This window comes from Pedobacter sp. GW460-11-11-14-TSB4, from assembly GCF_059423705.1.
The window spans coordinates 170,018-185,887 of record NZ_JBWKYI010000005.1; the positions used below are offsets into that span (position 1 = coordinate 170,018).

At 40.6% G+C, this 15,870-nt stretch carries 14 protein-coding genes; 8 read left to right on the plus strand and 6 right to left on the minus strand.

All coding sequences use genetic code 11. The features are described 5' to 3' along the window. Positions 1-88: 88 nt before the first annotated feature. Both AC07YT_RS07395 and AC07YT_RS07400 read right to left on the minus strand, forming a co-directional pair. Positions 89-991, minus strand: coding sequence for a DMT family transporter (locus AC07YT_RS07395; protein ID WP_086545443.1), 903 nt, complete (start codon positions 989-991; stop codon positions 89-91). Next, complete coding sequence (locus AC07YT_RS07400; protein WP_086545444.1) at positions 991-1,536, minus strand: GNAT family N-acetyltransferase; 546 nt, start codon at positions 1,534-1,536, stop codon at positions 991-993. The genes AC07YT_RS07395 and AC07YT_RS07400 overlap by 1 nt, the downstream gene beginning before the upstream one ends. A gap of 72 nt (positions 1,537-1,608) precedes the next feature. Between AC07YT_RS07400 and AC07YT_RS07405 the strand changes: the two genes are divergently transcribed. From AC07YT_RS07405 to AC07YT_RS07440, 8 genes are all read left to right on the plus strand, one after another. Continuing rightward, on the plus strand, positions 1,609-2,475 hold the full coding sequence (locus AC07YT_RS07405; protein WP_086545445.1) for a LysR family transcriptional regulator: 867 nt from the start codon (positions 1,609-1,611) through the stop codon (positions 2,473-2,475). 282 nt (positions 2,476-2,757) lie between these two features. Beyond that, complete coding sequence (locus AC07YT_RS07410; protein WP_086545446.1) at positions 2,758-3,138, plus strand: transmembrane 220 family protein; 381 nt, start codon at positions 2,758-2,760, stop codon at positions 3,136-3,138. 37 nt (positions 3,139-3,175) lie between these two features. After that, positions 3,176-4,015 carry an EboA domain-containing protein gene (locus AC07YT_RS07415; RefSeq protein WP_086545447.1) on the plus strand — a complete coding sequence of 280 codons (840 nt, stop codon included), beginning with the start codon at positions 3,176-3,178 and terminating at the stop codon, positions 4,013-4,015. A gap of 26 nt (positions 4,016-4,041) precedes the next feature. Beyond that, the gene (locus tag AC07YT_RS07420) at positions 4,042-5,028 is read left to right on the plus strand and encodes a TatD family hydrolase (protein ID WP_086545448.1); all 987 of its coding nucleotides are present in this window, start codon (positions 4,042-4,044) and stop codon (positions 5,026-5,028) included. Positions 5,029-5,032: 4 nt separating this feature from the next. Next, positions 5,033-5,917, plus strand: coding sequence for a UbiA-like protein EboC (gene eboC, locus AC07YT_RS07425; RefSeq protein WP_494945254.1), 885 nt, complete (start codon positions 5,033-5,035; stop codon positions 5,915-5,917). A 27-nt stretch (positions 5,918-5,944) separates the two neighbouring features. After that, positions 5,945-7,108, plus strand: coding sequence for a 3-dehydroquinate synthase (locus AC07YT_RS07430; protein ID WP_086545450.1), 1,164 nt, complete (start codon positions 5,945-5,947; stop codon positions 7,106-7,108). 3 nt (positions 7,109-7,111) lie between these two features. Continuing rightward, entirely contained in the window at positions 7,112-8,317 is a 1,206-nt protein-coding gene (eboE, locus tag AC07YT_RS07435; RefSeq protein WP_086545451.1) for a metabolite traffic protein EboE, read from the plus strand. A 10-nt stretch (positions 8,318-8,327) separates the two neighbouring features. Continuing rightward, positions 8,328-9,677 carry an alkaline phosphatase family protein gene (locus AC07YT_RS07440; RefSeq protein ID WP_086545452.1) on the plus strand — a complete coding sequence of 450 codons (1,350 nt, stop codon included), beginning with the start codon at positions 8,328-8,330 and terminating at the stop codon, positions 9,675-9,677. A 121-nt stretch (positions 9,678-9,798) separates the two neighbouring features. Here AC07YT_RS07440 and AC07YT_RS07445 read toward each other — a convergent pair whose 3' ends face one another. The 4 genes from AC07YT_RS07445 to AC07YT_RS07460 form a co-directional block, all read right to left on the minus strand. Beyond that, positions 9,799-10,197 carry a hypothetical protein gene (locus AC07YT_RS07445; protein WP_086545453.1) on the minus strand — a complete coding sequence of 133 codons (399 nt, stop codon included), beginning with the start codon at positions 10,195-10,197 and terminating at the stop codon, positions 9,799-9,801. A gap of 129 nt (positions 10,198-10,326) precedes the next feature. After that, positions 10,327-13,458 carry an efflux RND transporter permease subunit gene (locus AC07YT_RS07450; protein WP_086545454.1) on the minus strand — a complete coding sequence of 1,044 codons (3,132 nt, stop codon included), beginning with the start codon at positions 13,456-13,458 and terminating at the stop codon, positions 10,327-10,329. A gap of 26 nt (positions 13,459-13,484) precedes the next feature. Then, a complete protein-coding gene (locus AC07YT_RS07455) occupies positions 13,485-14,573 on the minus strand; it encodes an efflux RND transporter periplasmic adaptor subunit (RefSeq protein WP_086545455.1) in 1,089 nt (362 codons plus the stop codon). A 5-nt stretch (positions 14,574-14,578) separates the two neighbouring features. Continuing rightward, complete coding sequence (locus tag AC07YT_RS07460) at positions 14,579-15,850, minus strand: TolC family protein (protein ID WP_086545456.1); 1,272 nt, start codon at positions 15,848-15,850, stop codon at positions 14,579-14,581. Positions 15,851-15,870: the final 20 nt, after the last annotated feature.

Below are 15,870 nucleotides of genomic sequence, written 5' to 3' on the forward strand. Positions count from 1 at the left end.
ATTTCAACAAGCTATCAATGGAACATTTCTAAAATCGGGTATCATTCCCGCGCATAGGGAATGATACGTATTAGGCTTTAAACTAAGCCTAATACTTTTTTTCCTTCAATACCCTGAGCATTGCCATTTGATTTGGCATTTTCCATTTCAGTTCAGAGATCAGTGTTGCCAAAAATATCATGCCGCCACCAATTAATAGCCTCGATGTAATTTCTTCTCCCAAAATAAAATGTGCAGCGAAGGCTCCGAAAATAGGTTCGAAAAGATAGATGATGGATACCCTTTCTGCACTAATGTACTTTTGAGAAATATTCGATATGGTGTACATATAAGCCGTTGAGAATAGTGCGCAAAAAATAATACCCATCCAAAATGTTTCCTGCTGCGGAATCCAGGTGGTGTTTCCCTGAATAAAGGTTAATAGAAAAGTGAGTATGGCGCAAGTGGCAAACATGGGCACAATGGTCGGAATAATATCACCCGCCATCGATTCTTTTTCAATCTGGATGAGATAAATGGCAAAGCAAAAAGCACCAACAATGGTATACAAATCGCCAGTTCCGATACTGAATTGATCCGTAACCGATATGACAAACAGGCCAATGAGTGCGGTACATGCGGCAATCCATATTTTTAACGCTGCAGCTTTTCGGTAAATAAAAAGTTTAATCACCGGAATCATCACCACTGTTATTCCAGCTACAAATGAACATTGTGAAGCTGAAGTGTGTGTAATGCCCAATGTTTGCAAATAAATGCCCAATACCAGTGGAATAGCCAGGCTGGCGCCTGTTTTAATGGTTGTTAAATCTAATTTCTTTACATGTTTCCAGAAAATAACCGATAATACCATTGTGGCCAGAAAAAAACGATAGCATAAAAATAGGACTGGCTGGTGCTGGCCAATAGCCAGCTTGGTAACTGAAAAGGAAATGCCCCAGAATGCGGTGCCTAATATCAATAAAATTAAAAAGAGGTTTCTTTTTTCCATCAGGATACTTTTAATTCGTTTTCGTTAACCAATATTTTTTTCATCATCAAATCTGTTTGCTCATCATCGCCTAGCCAGAACTTATGTTTATCGAAAGCAATAAAGCCATTTTTTTCGTAGAACTTTAAAGCCCTGTAGTTTTCTTCCCATACACCCAGCCATACATAACTGGCCTGTATTTCGTGGGCAATATCAATGGCTTTCTGGTAAAGCAGCTGGCCAACTTTTTGACCATAAAATGCTTTCAGAAGGTAAATCCGTTCTATTTCAAGTGCATCAAGATCCAGCTTTTCGGTTTGTGCCTGCCCAAGGTTGATTTTTAAATAGCCAATCACTTTTCCATCAAGCAGGGCAAAATAAAATTGAGAATCCGTATTACTCAGTTCCCCTGTCAGTTTTTCTTGCGAAAAGCTGTTTTCGAGATAAAATTCCATGTTTTCGGCACTATTTACCGCTGCAAAAGCCTCATAAAACGTTGTTCTACTGATCTCCTGTAATTTTTCGATATCAGCTATTGTTGCCCTTTCGATTGTGATATGCTCCATGCCACTAAAGTAGGAACTCTTTAAATGTTATAAAATGCTATTTTCTCATTTATTAATGCGTATTTTGCATTAATGGATCTTCAGCGAATCAAGTATTTTTTGGCCTTGTCAGAACAGCTTCATTATTGGAAAACGGCAGAAAAGGTAAATATCACACAGTCAGCCCTTAGCCGCCAAATTCAGTCGCTTGAAAATGAATTGGGTTTACAGCTTTTTGAACGTAATAAACGTAATGTGAAGCTCACTCCGGCGGGTAAATTCTTAAAAGAAAAGTGGGAAGTCGAATTAAATGAAATCGAATATATCCATCAGTTTGCCAAACAGATCCATTTAGGCGAACGCGGAACGATTACCATTGCACATCCTGATTCGATATCGGCTTCCATCATGCCCGATATTTTAGCGAAGATTACAGAGGCCTTTCCACAGCTCCAAATTAAATTGGTACAGGTTTTATATGAAAATCAACTCGATTTTCTGAAAAATTATAAGATCGACCTCGCCATTACCCGCGATATAACCAGCGAGCAGGGTATTAAATCGAAAAAAATATATTCCGATCACCTGGCTTTAGTGGTTCCCTTAGAACATGCTTTTAAAAGATTCGAAGATTTATCTAAGGAGAGCCTTAGGGCGCAAAAATTTATCCTGCCCACTAAAGATGAGGGCAGTAGTTACAGCGAGATTATTCAGGCACTTTTCAAATCTTACGATTTTGTGCCGGATGTATTTCTGCATTCCGAATTTGGATCAACCATTATTGCACTGGTGCGCAAAGGACTGGGAATAGCGATTTTGCCCGATTCTTATATGCACCACCAAAGTCCGGGGCTGCGCTTTATCCCGCTGCCCTTTAAAACCGATATATTGATCAATTGGCGGGCCGATGACCATAATCCTGTGCTGGCGAATATTCTAAAACTTGTTTTTGGAGATTAGAATGATGGTTTGACGCATTTAAATGCCGGTAAAATATGTGATGGCAGATACCGTTGAGCATTATCATTTTGGGATGATGATGCAGACTACCTTTCTTTTTATCCAATATTAAAAGAAGAGAAAAGGAATGAGGCAAACACCGTTTTTAATCAAAAAAAACTTTTATAGCAGTATATAATTTACATTTTTTAGGCAAAAAAAGCATTCAGTTTAAATAACTTTGTTTTTGAATGAAAAGAATCGGGAAATCGATTTACCTTGTTTTAAACCAAATAATTTAAAATGCTTTTAATTATTCTCAACATTATTTTTTGCATCTCGTTTATAGGATTTGCCTATGTAAATTTAAATGATAACGATGCTTTTCTTTGGGTATCTATCTATTTAAGCGCCGCAATATGCTGTGGATTGGCTGCTGCAGGTAAATTTTACCCTTTTGCTTATCTGTTTTTAACTGCTTTCTATTTAATTTATGCTGCTATCCTTTTTTTTGCAAAAGATGGTGTACGAGATTGGATGATGAAATATAAGCGGCCAAGTCTGGTTGAAAGTATGCAGGCCACTAAACCTTATATCGAGCAAACGAGAGAATTTTTTGGGCTGTTGATTATTGCAGGTGCCTTGTTAATCAATTATTTTGTTTCGGCGGGTATCACCAGCTAAGCGATTATTCAGATACTTTATGAAACGTGATGATACGATGGCTATCCAAGAAGCTTTATCAGCGATTGTAAAAAGCAATGTGAGTGCAGATAGCCAAAACTGGTTAGAAAGTGTAATACAATCGGCTGATCAAAGCAATAAGATCAGTCAGGCATTTGTGATGGTGCCACGCAAAACAGGGAAATCGGTTATTCAGCTTAACGAGGCTCAAAAGGTTTCAATAGCAGCGGCTGGGATCAGCTATATCAGTAACTGGACTATTGACAGGCTTTGCCGCGTTTGGCTGTTAAGCAATTTAAATGCCGCAGATCAGGAGAAATTATATGCAACTGTCGATCGGTTGTTCCTTTCGGCAGAAATGAGTGAGGCCGTGGCTTTATATTCGGCATTGCCATTTTTGGCTCATCCTGAAATTTGGGTTAAACGTTGTGCTGAAGGGATCAGGAGTAATATCGGATCGGTTTTGGAAGCGATTATGGAAAACAACCCATACCCTTCAGAAAATCTGGACGATGCCGCCTGGAACCAATTGGTGCTGAAAGCTTTTTTTACAGAAAAAGATATCAGGCACATTGTTGGTTTAGATGAACGCGCCAACCTGGAACTTGCATTAACTTTGATAGATTATGCAAATGAACGCTGGGCTGCCGGACGAAAGGTGCACCCACAACTTTGGCGTTTGGTTGGTAAATTTATCAATGCAGAAATTTTTGAGCACCTTAAAGTTGGTTTGATGCATTACGACCAGATTGAACAACGGGCCATTGCACTTGCCGTTGCTCAGTCTGATTATCAACCGGCAAAAGATTATATTCATACTTTTCCTGAACTTAAGCTGGCCCTTTCAGAAGGGAACTTAAACTGGGATTCATTTTAACCATTAGACATTCAAAACAGAAATATATGTGTTGCAGTAGTTCAATTGAAAGAGATAAAGCATTGATGGGGGAGCCTGAAGCGTTCGATATCAGTGCGGTAAAGGGGATGAAATTCTTCGACCCACATGTTCACATGACTTCGAGGACAACAGACGATTATCAGGCGATGGCCGATGCAGGTGTTGTTGCCTTGATAGAGCCTGCATTTTGGCTGGGGCAGCCACGTACCGGATTGGATAGCTTTAGAGATTATTATAGCAGCCTGATCGGTTGGGAGCGTTTCCGTTCCTCACAGTTTGGTATCAAACATTATTGTACCATTGGACTAAACTCGAGAGAGGCCAATAACGAAAGCCTGGCAGAACAGGTAATGGAAATATTGCCTTTGTTTGTCTATAAAGAAGGCGTAGTGGGAATAGGAGAAATCGGTTTCGACGATCAGACTGCTGCCGAAGAAAAATATTACAGGCTACAGCTCGAACTGGCTAAAGAAGCAGGTTTACCTATACAGGTGCACACACCACACCGCGATAAGAAAAAAGGCACGCAGCGGAGCATGGATATTGCCTTGGAACATGGCCTCGATCCGTATAGTGTAATTATCGATCACAACAATGAAGAGACCGTAAAAGAGGTATTAGATAGAGGCTTCTGGGCTGCTTTTACCATATATCCGTTTACCAAAATGGGTAATGAGCGTATGGTGGAGATTGTTAAACAGTACGGCCCGGAGCGTATTATGGTGAATTCTGCTGCCGATTGGGGCATCAGCGATCCTTTGGCTGTACCTAAAACTGCGGCTTTAATGAAAATGCGGGGTTTAAGCGATCAGGATATTGAACTGGTTACTTACCGCAATGCCATTACTGCATTTGCACAGAGCGGACAGCTGGATGAAGCCGATTTCAATGCGCAAAAAAATGTAGACCTCACTGAAAAATTCGAAGGTAACACCATTTTGCGCGGCGGACAACAGCCAAGAACAGATAAATCGTCTATCATCATCAGCTAAAGTATTGAAAAAAATAATTGTCTATCTGCGCATGATGCGCCCTGCCAATATTGTTACTTCAGTTGCAGATATTTTAGCGGGAATTGCCATTTCTGGTGTTTTAAGCAGTGGGTTTTCCATTCCATGGTTATCTATTGTGCTTTTAGCCGCATCAACAGCCTGTTTGTATGGAGGAGGAATCGTTTTCAACGATGTTTTTGATGCCGATCTGGATAAAATAGAACGCCCGGAAAGGGCCATCCCGAGTGGTTTGATCAGTTTGCAAAATGCAACCATTTTAGGAAGTCTGTTGCTTTTTGCTGGAATAACCCTGGCTGCGTTAAATAGTTTAACATCGGGATTATTGGCACTTTTAGTAGCCGTTTTCGCTTTGCTTTATAATAAATTTGGCAAACACCATTCTTTTTTCGGACCATTGAATATGGGCCTATGCCGTGGTTTTAACCTGCTGTTGGGTTTGAGTATTGTGCCAGAAATGCTTTGTAGTCATTATTACCTGGCAGTTATTCCGGTTATTTATATTTTTTCCATTACGATGACCAGCCGGGGTGAAGTTCACGGAGGCCATGCTAAAAACTTGTATTTGGCGGCCTTTCTATATGCAATCGTGATCTGCGCTATTGCTTATTTTGCTTTTGTAAACGATAGGTTGTTGTGGTCGCTACTGTTTCTGGTTCCTTTTACCTTTATGATTTTCAGGCCACTTTTAAAAGCAATAAAAGAACCTATCGGTAAAAATATCGGCGGAGCAGTAAAAGCTGGCGTAATTTCACTTATTTTGATGGATGCCGCCTGGGCCGTAACTTTCGATGCCCAGATTTTGGCTTTTATTATTGCAGCTTTATTGCCATTATCCATGTGGCTCTCTAAATTATTCGCCGTTACTTAACCATCAAACACACATTACCAAATTGATATGGAACATTTACATCAATCCTTTACGGTACAATATAATTATAATGTTTTCTTTACTTCATCGCTCTTTTTGCCAGAAAATGAACTGTTGAACAGTTTTTTAGTTAATCTAAATCCGGCAGTTGCAGTAAAAAAGATTTTATTTGTAATAGATGAAGGTGTGGCAAATGCACACCAGGACCTTAATAACCAGATTAAAGCATATTTTTCAAAATACCCTCAAACGCAATTGGTTCAGGATATCTTAGTTATCCCTGGGGGAGAACAGGTGAAAAACGACACGCAATATTTTGATCGGGTATTGGAAGCCATTAATGTTCATGGAATTGACCGGCATTCGTTTGTTGCTGCCATTGGCGGCGGGGCGGTGCTCGATATGGTGGGTTATGCGGCTACGGTTGCACACCGCGGGATTAAACACATCAGGATTCCAAGTACTGTGCTTTCGCAGAACGATTCGGGCGTCGGGGTAAAAAATGGAATTAATTATTTCAATAAAAAGAACTTTTTAGGCACTTTTTCGCCGCCAGTTGCTGTTTTTAACGATGAAGTATTTTTAAGCACTTTATCCGATCGCGATTGGCGTTCAGGTATTGCCGAAGCGATTAAAGTGGCACTGATTAAAGACCGCGAATTTTTTGAATGGCTGGAGGCGAATGCCACTGCACTTGCACAACGCGATATCACCGCCATGAACTACCAGATCTGGAAATGCGCAAAACTCCACCTGGAGCATATCCGCAGTGCCGATCCTTTCGAAAACGGTTCGGCCCGACCATTGGATTTTGGCCATTGGAGTGCGCATAAACTAGAGTATCTGACTAATTTTGAAGTGAGGCATGGCGAGGCTGTTGCCATGGGTATTGCCTTAGATGCCGTATATTCCAATTTATCGGGCAGGATCAGTACGGAAGACGCGCAAAGGGTAATTAGCCTGATCCATCAACTTGGTTTCGAATTAACTCATCCTTTGTTACAGGTTACTGAAGGCAATAGTCCAATTTTACAGGGGCTGGAAGAATTTAGGGAACACCTTGGTGGCGAATTAACCATCACTTTGCTTACAGGCCTGGGTAGTGGAGAGGAAGTGCATGAAATTGATGCCGATATTTTAAAACAAGCTGCCGAAATTTTAAATAACCAAACGGCTATTATTCAACATTAAACGATGAAATTAACTTCCGGACATTTAACCTTCTGTACCAATATTTATGCAGGCGAAAACTGGATGGCACATTTTGCGGTGTTAAAAGATAGTTTTCCGGTATTAAAAGCCCAGTTATCACCAGATGCACCTATGGGCATCGGTTTACGCCTTTCCAATCTCGCCAGTATCGAATTGCTGGAAGAAAATCACCTGGAAACATTTAAACAATGGCTTAAGCAGGAAGGTGGGTATGTATTTACCATGAACGGATTTCCCTATGGTGGTTTTCACCATACCAGGGTTAAAGATAAGGTACATGCGCCCGATTGGACGACCAGAGACCGCGTTGCATATACACTTCGTTTAGCTGAAATCCTTTCCGAATTACTCCCGGAAGACTTAGATGGTGGGATTTCGACTTCACCATTAAGCTATAAACCCTGGTTTAAGGATACTTTAGAGAAGGAAAAAGCTACTACCACCGCAAGCACACATGTTTTAGCAGTTGCACAAGGTTTAGCAAAAATCCATCAGCAAACAGATAAAATGATCCACCTCGATATCGAACCAGAACCAGATGGTTTTTTGGAATCTGGCGAGGAATTTATCAACTGGTTTGAAAACGAGCTTTTACCAATTGGAAAAACATATTTTGCGGAGCGATCGGGCTTAAACGCCAATGAAGCAGAAAATTTAATCAAAATGCATATCCGTTTGTGTTATGATGTTTGTCATTTTGCAATCGGATATGAACCACATACGGCCATCATCAAAGAACTGCAGGAGAAAGGGATTAAGATTGGGAAAATTCAGATTAGTGCGGCATTAAAAGCAAAATTACCTGCCTCTCTTTCAGCAAGAACAGCTGTATTAGATCAGTTAGGCCGTTTTGATGAACCTACTTACCTCCACCAGGTAATTGCACGAAAAAATGACGGTACGCTATTGCGTTATCCTGACCTGTCGGATGCACTGGCAGCGGGTGAAAATCCTGAAGTAGAGGAGTGGAGGGCACATTTCCATGTTCCCATTTTTGTTGAAGATATGGGTTTGATCCAATCTACACAGTCAGACATTACCGAGGTGCTAAACTTGCAAAAAAACAGTCCTTTTACCACGCATTTAGAAGTCGAAACCTACACCTGGGAGGTTTTACCAACAGCTTTAAAAGCACCTTTGAACGATTCAATCATTAGGGAGCTCGCCTGGGTTAAAAATTTATTATAATTTAAGAAATATGCACAAAACCGTTGTTATCGATATCGTAGCCTTATCTACTTCCGTAATTGGAACGCATACACCTTTTCTTCAGCGATATATTTCCGAAAACCATTTAACTACCGTCGAGCCTTTGTTGCCGGCAGTTACCACAGCTGTACAGTCGAGCTATTTAACGGGTAAATATCCTTCAGAAAATGGCATTGTGGGTAATGGATGGTACGATGATACGGATAGTGAAATTAAATTCTGGAAACAGTCTAATAAACTGGTGAATGCCGAAAAAATATGGGATCAGGCTAAAAAAGAAGATCCGGATTTTACCTGTGCCAATATGTTCTGGTGGTACAACATGTATTCGACAGCCGATTTTTCGGTAACACCACGTCCCAATTACCTGGCCGATGGCCGTAAACTACCCGACTGTTATTCTCATCCGGCAGAACTACGCGACCATTTACAAAATAAACTGGGGCAGTTCCCCTTGTTTCAGTTCTGGGGCCCTGGTGCAAATATTAAATCAACCAGATGGATTGCAGATGCGTCGATGGAAACTGAAAAACTCCACAATCCTACGCTTACCTTAATTTATCTGCCCCATTTAGACTATTGCCTGCAAAAGTTTGGCCCCGAGCTCGATAAAATCAGTACTGAACTGAAAGAAATCGACCAGGTAGTAGAAGAATTGGTTCGTTTTTATGAAAGCAGGGGTGCACGCATCATTTTGCTTTCTGAATATGGTATTGCCCCTGTAAATAAGCCAATCCACCTTAACCGTTTGTTCAGGGAAAACGGTTTGATTCAGATCCGTGAAGAAAGAGGGTTGGAGTTACTCGATCTGGGTGCTTCTAAAGCATTCGTAGTGGCCGATCACCAGGTTGCACATGTTTACATTAATGATAAAAGTGTAACGGAGCAGGTGAAGGCTTTATTGAAAAGTGTACCAGAAATTGAATTGATACTGGATCAGGCAGGACAAGAGAAACACCACATTAACCATGAACGTTCAGGTGATCTGGTGCTTACGGCAAAAGAAAACAGCTGGTTTACCTATTATTTTTGGCTTGACGATGCTAAAGCGCCGGATTATGCGCGGGTAGTTGACATTCATAAAAAACCTGGCTACGATCCTGTAGAAATGTTCATGACTTCTAAATTGAGGGCAGGATACAAACTTTTAAGGAAAAAAGCCGGTTTCCGTTATGTGATGGATGTCATTCCGCTCGATGCTACACTGGTTAAAGGGTCGCATGGCAGCATTAATGTAGCTGATCGATTTAAACCTGTTCTGGTTACCCCAAAGGCAATCGATAAAACCTTACATGCACCGGATGTTTATCAGGTGATCTGGGATAGTTTGACTGTTTGAAAAAGAATGATGTTCTGCTGATCTGATCGTTATCGAATCAGCAGGACAATCATATTTAAGAAGCATCTTGTTGAATCCAGGTTCAAATAAATTAATCTTTTTAAGGACCTTACCTAAAAGATTATTCCCTTACAAACCTGTACCCGCAACCTTCGAAACAAGGAGGGTTAAGCTGTAGCGATTTTGCCGAAACCTTGTACTGATAAATCATCGGCATTTTATAGGTGTTGCTGTAAACCTCCATTTTTACACTATCCAAAATCCGGAACGAAAATAAATCCGGAAGTGCATCGCCTTCAAATTTACCGGCATTATCTGCTGATTTGTTTAGAATAAGATATTTGATCTGGCCGCTTACCTTTTTATACCTGCCACTTCCATCCCCGGGATCCTGCATCGTTTCGGTGAGTTTCCACTTACCATAAACTTCACCAGGCCCATCGTTATCTTTATCGTTTTTTTTGCATGATACATACAAAAGGCCTGTTACAGCCAGGAGGAGTAATAATACCTTTTTCATAAAGCTTTAATTTATAGCTTATACGGTACAGCAACCAAAAACGCTACTAAAAACTTTTTTTTCGTTAATTAAGCATTGAAATTCCATCATCCATTTACATCTACTGTCTTACATTTTCGATAGTCAATCTTACATTTTTACATCACTCATCGCTTTATGTACCTTTCTCCCGTACGACCAATAAAATACAATCGGATACACAAAAAGGTTAAACAAGGTATTGGTAATTAACCCACCAATAACTACAATGGCCAGTGGTTTACTGGCTTCGGAACCGATTCCGGTAGAGAGTGCTGCTGGCATTAAACCAATAGCGGCCATTAAGGCCGTCATTAATACCGGCCTAAATCTGCTGGCAATCCCATCACGCATGGCATCGGTAAAAGTCCACGTGGCGTGGTGTTTCAGCTCGGTGATGTTGGTTTTGAAGCGGGTAATCAGGATCACACCGTTCTGCACACAGATACCGAATAATGCTATAAAACCAATGCCTGCTGAAATGTTAAAGTTTACACCTGCGGCCAACAGCGCCAATATGCCACCGATCATGGCAAAAGGAACGTTATTGAGTACCAATAGCGCATCCCTAAAATTGCCGAAAAGCACAAACAGGATAAAAAATATCAGCAACAAACTTACCGGAACAGCCTGCGATAAACGTGCAATGGCTCTTTGCTGGTTTTCAAAATCACCGGCCCACTCGAGCTGATAGCCCTGTGGCAATTTGATTTTTGCATTTACTTTTTGTTGTGCTTCGGCAATTACGCTGCCCATATCACGGCCTCTGATGGAGAATTTGATCGCCCCATAACGCTTGTGCTTATCGCGGTAAATCATACTTGGTCCGGTAATTTTACGGATACTCGAGATTTCGCCCAATTGAACATTTGAACCCGATAGCGTTGGTATACGTAATTTACTGATCGAACTTTCGTCATTCCTAAAATCTTCGGGATAACGGATGATGAGATCAAATTTGCGTTCACCTTCATAAATCTGCGTAGCGGTTTTACCACCGATCGCCATTTCGATCACTGCATTAGCATCTGCTGTGCTTACGCCATATAAGGCCATTTTTTTCTGATCGAGATTAATCTGTAATTCTGGCTGCCCCAGATTCCTGAGTATACCTAAATCTTCAATACCCTCTACCGTTTTTAAAATATCTTCTATTTTTTCCTCTTCCTTTTCGATGTACTCGAAATTTTCGCCAAACAGCTTCACTACAATTGATCCTTTTACACCTGAAACAGCTTCTTCTACATTATCAGAAATTGGCTGAGAAAAGTTAAGGCTGATACCAGGAAAGCGCTTTAATTTCTCCTGCATCCGCTCAATCAGCTGTTCTTTAGTCTGTTTCTGTCTCCATTCTTTTCGGGGGTAAATATCCACGTGGAATTCCATGTTGTAAAAGCCCGTTGCATCCGTTCCATCGTTTGGCCGGCCAGTCTGAGACATCACTTGTTTTACCTCTTCGAAACTTAAAAAGATCTTTCTCATCTCGTTCGAAAGTTTTTTGGTTTCGTCCAACGAAATACTCAACGGGCCAGTAGCACGCACATAAATGGAGCCCTCATCTAAACTGGGCAAAAATTCTGTCCCCAGAAATTTAAAACTAAAAGCACCTAAAAACAGCACTACAATAGAAATTCCAAAAACCAGTTTCTTTTTTTTGAAACAGAGATCGTAAAATTTAAGGGTTGCTTTGGTAATCCATTCTAAAAAGATATTGTGTTTCTCTTTTACATCCTTTTTTAGAAGTACGCTGGCCATGGCCGGTACAAGTGTAAAGGTTAAGATTAAAGCGCCCAATAAGGCAAAACTTAAAGTCCAGGCTAGGGGAGAGAACATTTTACCTTCCACTTTTTCAAAGGTGAAAATGGGGAGCAAACCAGTAATGATGATCAGTTTGGCAAATAAAATGCCTTTTCCGTTTTCTAAACAGGCTTTTTTAATAAAACCGAGTTTGCTCATTTTATTAAACTTTTCCATGCCTACTTTTTTGGCTTTTGCATCCAGCACGACGAAAATTCCTTCAACCATTACTACGGCGCCGTCTATAATGATCCCGAAATCAATTGCACCCATAGAAAGCAGGTTGGCTGGCATGCCTTTTAATTTGAGGCAGATAAACGCAAAAAGAAGTGCTAAAGGAATGATAATAGAAACGATTAAGGTGGTGCGCCAATCAGCCATGAAGAGGAATACGATTAGGGTAACAAATAAAATCCCTTCAAGCATATTGCCCATCACGGTGTGTACGGAGTAATTAACCAGATCTTCGCGGTCGTAGAAAGGTTTGATTTTTACATCATCAGGCAAAATACTGGAATTGATCGTATTTATTTTTTCTTTCAGCCTGGCAATTACATCACTTGGATTACCGCCCTTCCTCATTACAATAATGCCTTCAACCACATCGGGATCTTTATCGCGGCCAACTTGCCCTAGCCTTGGCAAAGCCGATTCTGCCACATCGGCAATGGTTTTAACATAAACAGGAGTGCCATTAATATTATCAACCACCACATTTCTGATTTCGTCGATATTGTTGAGCACGCCGATACCGCGCACCACATAAGCCTGACCACTTTGTACAATTACATCGCCGCCCACATTGATGTTGCTTTTAGATACCGCTTCGAAGAGTTCCTTCGCACTTACACCATATTGGATGGCTTTTTGTGGATCAACAGTAATCTGGTAGGTTTTTACCTCGCCTCCAAAACTTACTACATCAGCAATGCCCGAAACAGATAAAAGTTCTCTTTGTATCACCCAATCCTGTAAGGTTTTTAACTCACTTACAGATTTTGTGTCGCTAGATAAGGTATAACGGAATATTTCACCAGTAGGCCCGTAAGGTGGCTGTACTTCGGGTTGGATTCCTTCGGGCAGGTCTGCTTCATCGAGGTGGTTGTTTACCTGTACGCGTGCTTCAGCATAATCTATATCATCTTCGAAACTTACTTTTACAATGGATAAACCAAATAGGGAAGAAGAACGGATGCTGGTCCGTTTTTCGGTAGGATTCATGGCAATTTCCAAAGGTCTGCTTACAAACTTTTCTACCTCTTCGGCACTTCGGCCTGGCCATTGGGTAATGATGGTGATATTGGTATTGGTAACATCAGGAAACGCATCAATGGTGGTGTGTTTGAAGCTTAAATAACCTGCCAGAATTAAGAGAAAAGTGGCAAAAAAGATGAAATATTTATTCTTCAGTGCAAAGCCTATAATGCTTTTTATGAATTTATTCATTTTTGAAATCTAGGAATGAAAAGAAATTATTGAGTTTTTAGACTTTCGAACAAGAAAACCTGTTTAGACGCGATGATGCGATCGCCGGCCTGTACACCTTTGCTGATGTAGGTTTTGTCGGCTGTTTTCCGCCCGATTTCGATCTCCTGGACCCTCACTTTGTGGTCCTGACCTAAGACTAGCACATAATTTTTGTTTTCATCGAAAATAACTGCCCTTGAGTTTAATACCGGAAGATCGATGGCCGAATTTGCTGAAACTTTTACCGTTCCGAGCATACCTGGTTTTAATAAAAATTCATGATTTGGGATCACAACCCTTGCATTCATTACCTTGCTATCCTGATCTACCTGATTATATAATTTCTCTATTTTTCCTTTAAAAACCTTGTCGGGATAGGAGAGGGTAAATAAACTCACTTCATCACCGGCTTTAACACGCGAAATATCCGATTCGTAAATGTTGATCATAGCCCAAACATTGGAGAGATCGGCAATAGTAAAGAGGCTTTTGTTGTTGTCGCTGCGTAACTGCATATTTTGGGTTACGTTTTTTTCAATCACAAAACCATTAATGGGCGATTTAATAGCATATAATCCGGTACTGCTTCCACCATTGAGTTTTAATACGGAGTTAGCCCTTTTGGCTTCTGCTTTTTTAATCTGGTAATCGTTTTTGGCTTCATCGAGCTCTTTTGCCGAGGATAAACCACTTTGAAAAAGCTGCTCGGCCTGTTTTAACGATCGCTCAGTATTTTTAAGTTCGGCGTTTGCGGTAATTACCTCTTTGTCAAATCCGGCCATTTCAGAACTATTTACCGTGGCCAGCGTTTGTCCGTTCACAACCTGATCGCCCAACCTTACACCAACGCGATTTACGATGCCGCTTACCATCGGAAAAAGTTCTGAGCGACGTTCTTCATCTGCTGCAATTTTGGCTGAAAACATCAGTTCTGTTTTGCTGTTGGCCTGTTGCACGGTATCAATCAGCAAGCGGTTAATCAGGGAATCGGTAATGGCAAATTTATCGTTTGGCACGGTCGTTTTATGTTCGTTGCAGGAAAATATTAAACTGCTTGCAGCAATGAGTACAGTGTTTTTATAAAGATTTTGCATGAGATTTATTTAAAAATATTAGAACCGGTTACATAATTGAGCTCAGCACGGGTGCTCATTCTTTCGAATTGGAGTTTATTCAATTGTAGCGTATTTTCTTTGTAGGCATCATAGAGGTCTAAAAATTCGATCAGGCTGATGTTCCTTGCTTTGAAATTTTTAATGAGGGCAGAAATGAGTATATTAAAATCGGTACTAAAGGCAGGATCGATCTCTTGGTACAATTTTTCGTTGCGTAAAGCGGTTTTGTAGCTGTTAAATACTTCATTCTCGAGTAGGGCTTCCTGTTTTTTGATGTTCAAATCGGCTGCAGCTATACCAACTTGGGCTTTTTTAATTTCACCCTGGTTTCTGGAGAAAAGTGGAATGGGAATTTTGATGCCCAAACCTGTATATTTTTCAGGATAATTACCTTTTAAATCATAACTAAGGCCGATTTCTATATCGGGAATGGCCATAGCCTTTTGCAGTTTTAAATTCCGCATGTTGTAAAGGAGCTCGGTTTTGGCTAATTTAAGGTCGGCGCGGTTGGCTCTTGCAGAATCTAATAAGGAACTGTAAGGGATTTTATCGAGCAATCCGCTCTTAAAATCTGCTTGATCTACAATTAAAGAAAGTGAAATATTGGCATCCAAACCACAGAGTAGCTTAAGGTCTTTGTAATGATCTTCCAGGTCGTTCAGTAAGCCCGCCTGTTCGGCTTTAAGATTGATTAACAGTGATTTAATTCTGATGACATCTTTTGCGGCAATATTGCCCATTTTTAACTGGATATTATAAGCTTTTAATAATTGATCGGTAGAGCTGATCTGTTCCTGATACAGTTTAACTGATTGTGCGGAGAAATAGGTTTTATAAAACGTGTTGACCAGTTCGAATTTTAATGTTCGCATCAGATCGAAATATTCATATTCGGCTAGCTTAACCCCGGTTTGAGCCAGTTTGATGTTTTTATTGCGTTTGCCAGCAAGTTTGAATAGCTGCGAAATAGAAGCCGCGTATTGTCCGTAAGCATAAGAGGTTTGCAGGAATTTCTTTGTTTCGTGGTTGTAAAACAGATTTTCGTATTCAAGGGTAGGATTATCAAAGAGTTTGGCGGTAATAATTTCGGCCTTTGCCTGATCGATCTCGTAATTACCGGCCAGGAGATCATAATTGTGTTTTAAAAAAAGGCTTTCTGTTTTACTAAGGGTTAAGCTTAGCGTATCTTTTTGTGCAAAAGTTGCTCCAGGCCTGATCGCCAAAAAGAAAATGAGCAACGTACATATTATTCTCATATGGCAAAGCTATCCTTGCC

Coding starts and splice junctions, on each gene's coding strand:
- AC07YT_RS07415 (WP_086545447.1), top strand. CDS start 3,176: ATGGCTATCCAAGAAGCTTTATCAGCGATTGTAAAAAGCAATGTGAGT.
- eboE (WP_086545451.1), top strand. CDS start 7,112: ATGAAATTAACTTCCGGACATTTAACCTTCTGTACCAATATTTATGCA.
- AC07YT_RS07405 (WP_086545445.1), top strand. CDS start 1,609: ATGGATCTTCAGCGAATCAAGTATTTTTTGGCCTTGTCAGAACAGCTT.
- AC07YT_RS07410 (WP_086545446.1), top strand. CDS start 2,758: ATGCTTTTAATTATTCTCAACATTATTTTTTGCATCTCGTTTATAGGA.
- AC07YT_RS07420 (WP_086545448.1), top strand. CDS start 4,042: ATGTGTTGCAGTAGTTCAATTGAAAGAGATAAAGCATTGATGGGGGAG.
- AC07YT_RS07400 (WP_086545444.1), bottom strand. CDS start 1,536: ATGGAGCATATCACAATCGAAAGGGCAACAATAGCTGATATCGAAAAA.
- AC07YT_RS07440 (WP_086545452.1), top strand. CDS start 8,328: ATGCACAAAACCGTTGTTATCGATATCGTAGCCTTATCTACTTCCGTA.
- AC07YT_RS07395 (WP_086545443.1), bottom strand. CDS start 991: ATGGAAAAAAGAAACCTCTTTTTAATTTTATTGATATTAGGCACCGCA.
- AC07YT_RS07450 (WP_086545454.1), bottom strand. CDS start 13,458: ATGAATAAATTCATAAAAAGCATTATAGGCTTTGCACTGAAGAATAAA.
- AC07YT_RS07430 (WP_086545450.1), top strand. CDS start 5,945: ATGGAACATTTACATCAATCCTTTACGGTACAATATAATTATAATGTT.
- AC07YT_RS07455 (WP_086545455.1), bottom strand. CDS start 14,573: ATGCAAAATCTTTATAAAAACACTGTACTCATTGCTGCAAGCAGTTTA.
- AC07YT_RS07445 (WP_086545453.1), bottom strand. CDS start 10,197: ATGAAAAAGGTATTATTACTCCTCCTGGCTGTAACAGGCCTTTTGTAT.
- AC07YT_RS07460 (WP_086545456.1), bottom strand. CDS start 15,850: ATGAGAATAATATGTACGTTGCTCATTTTCTTTTTGGCGATCAGGCCT.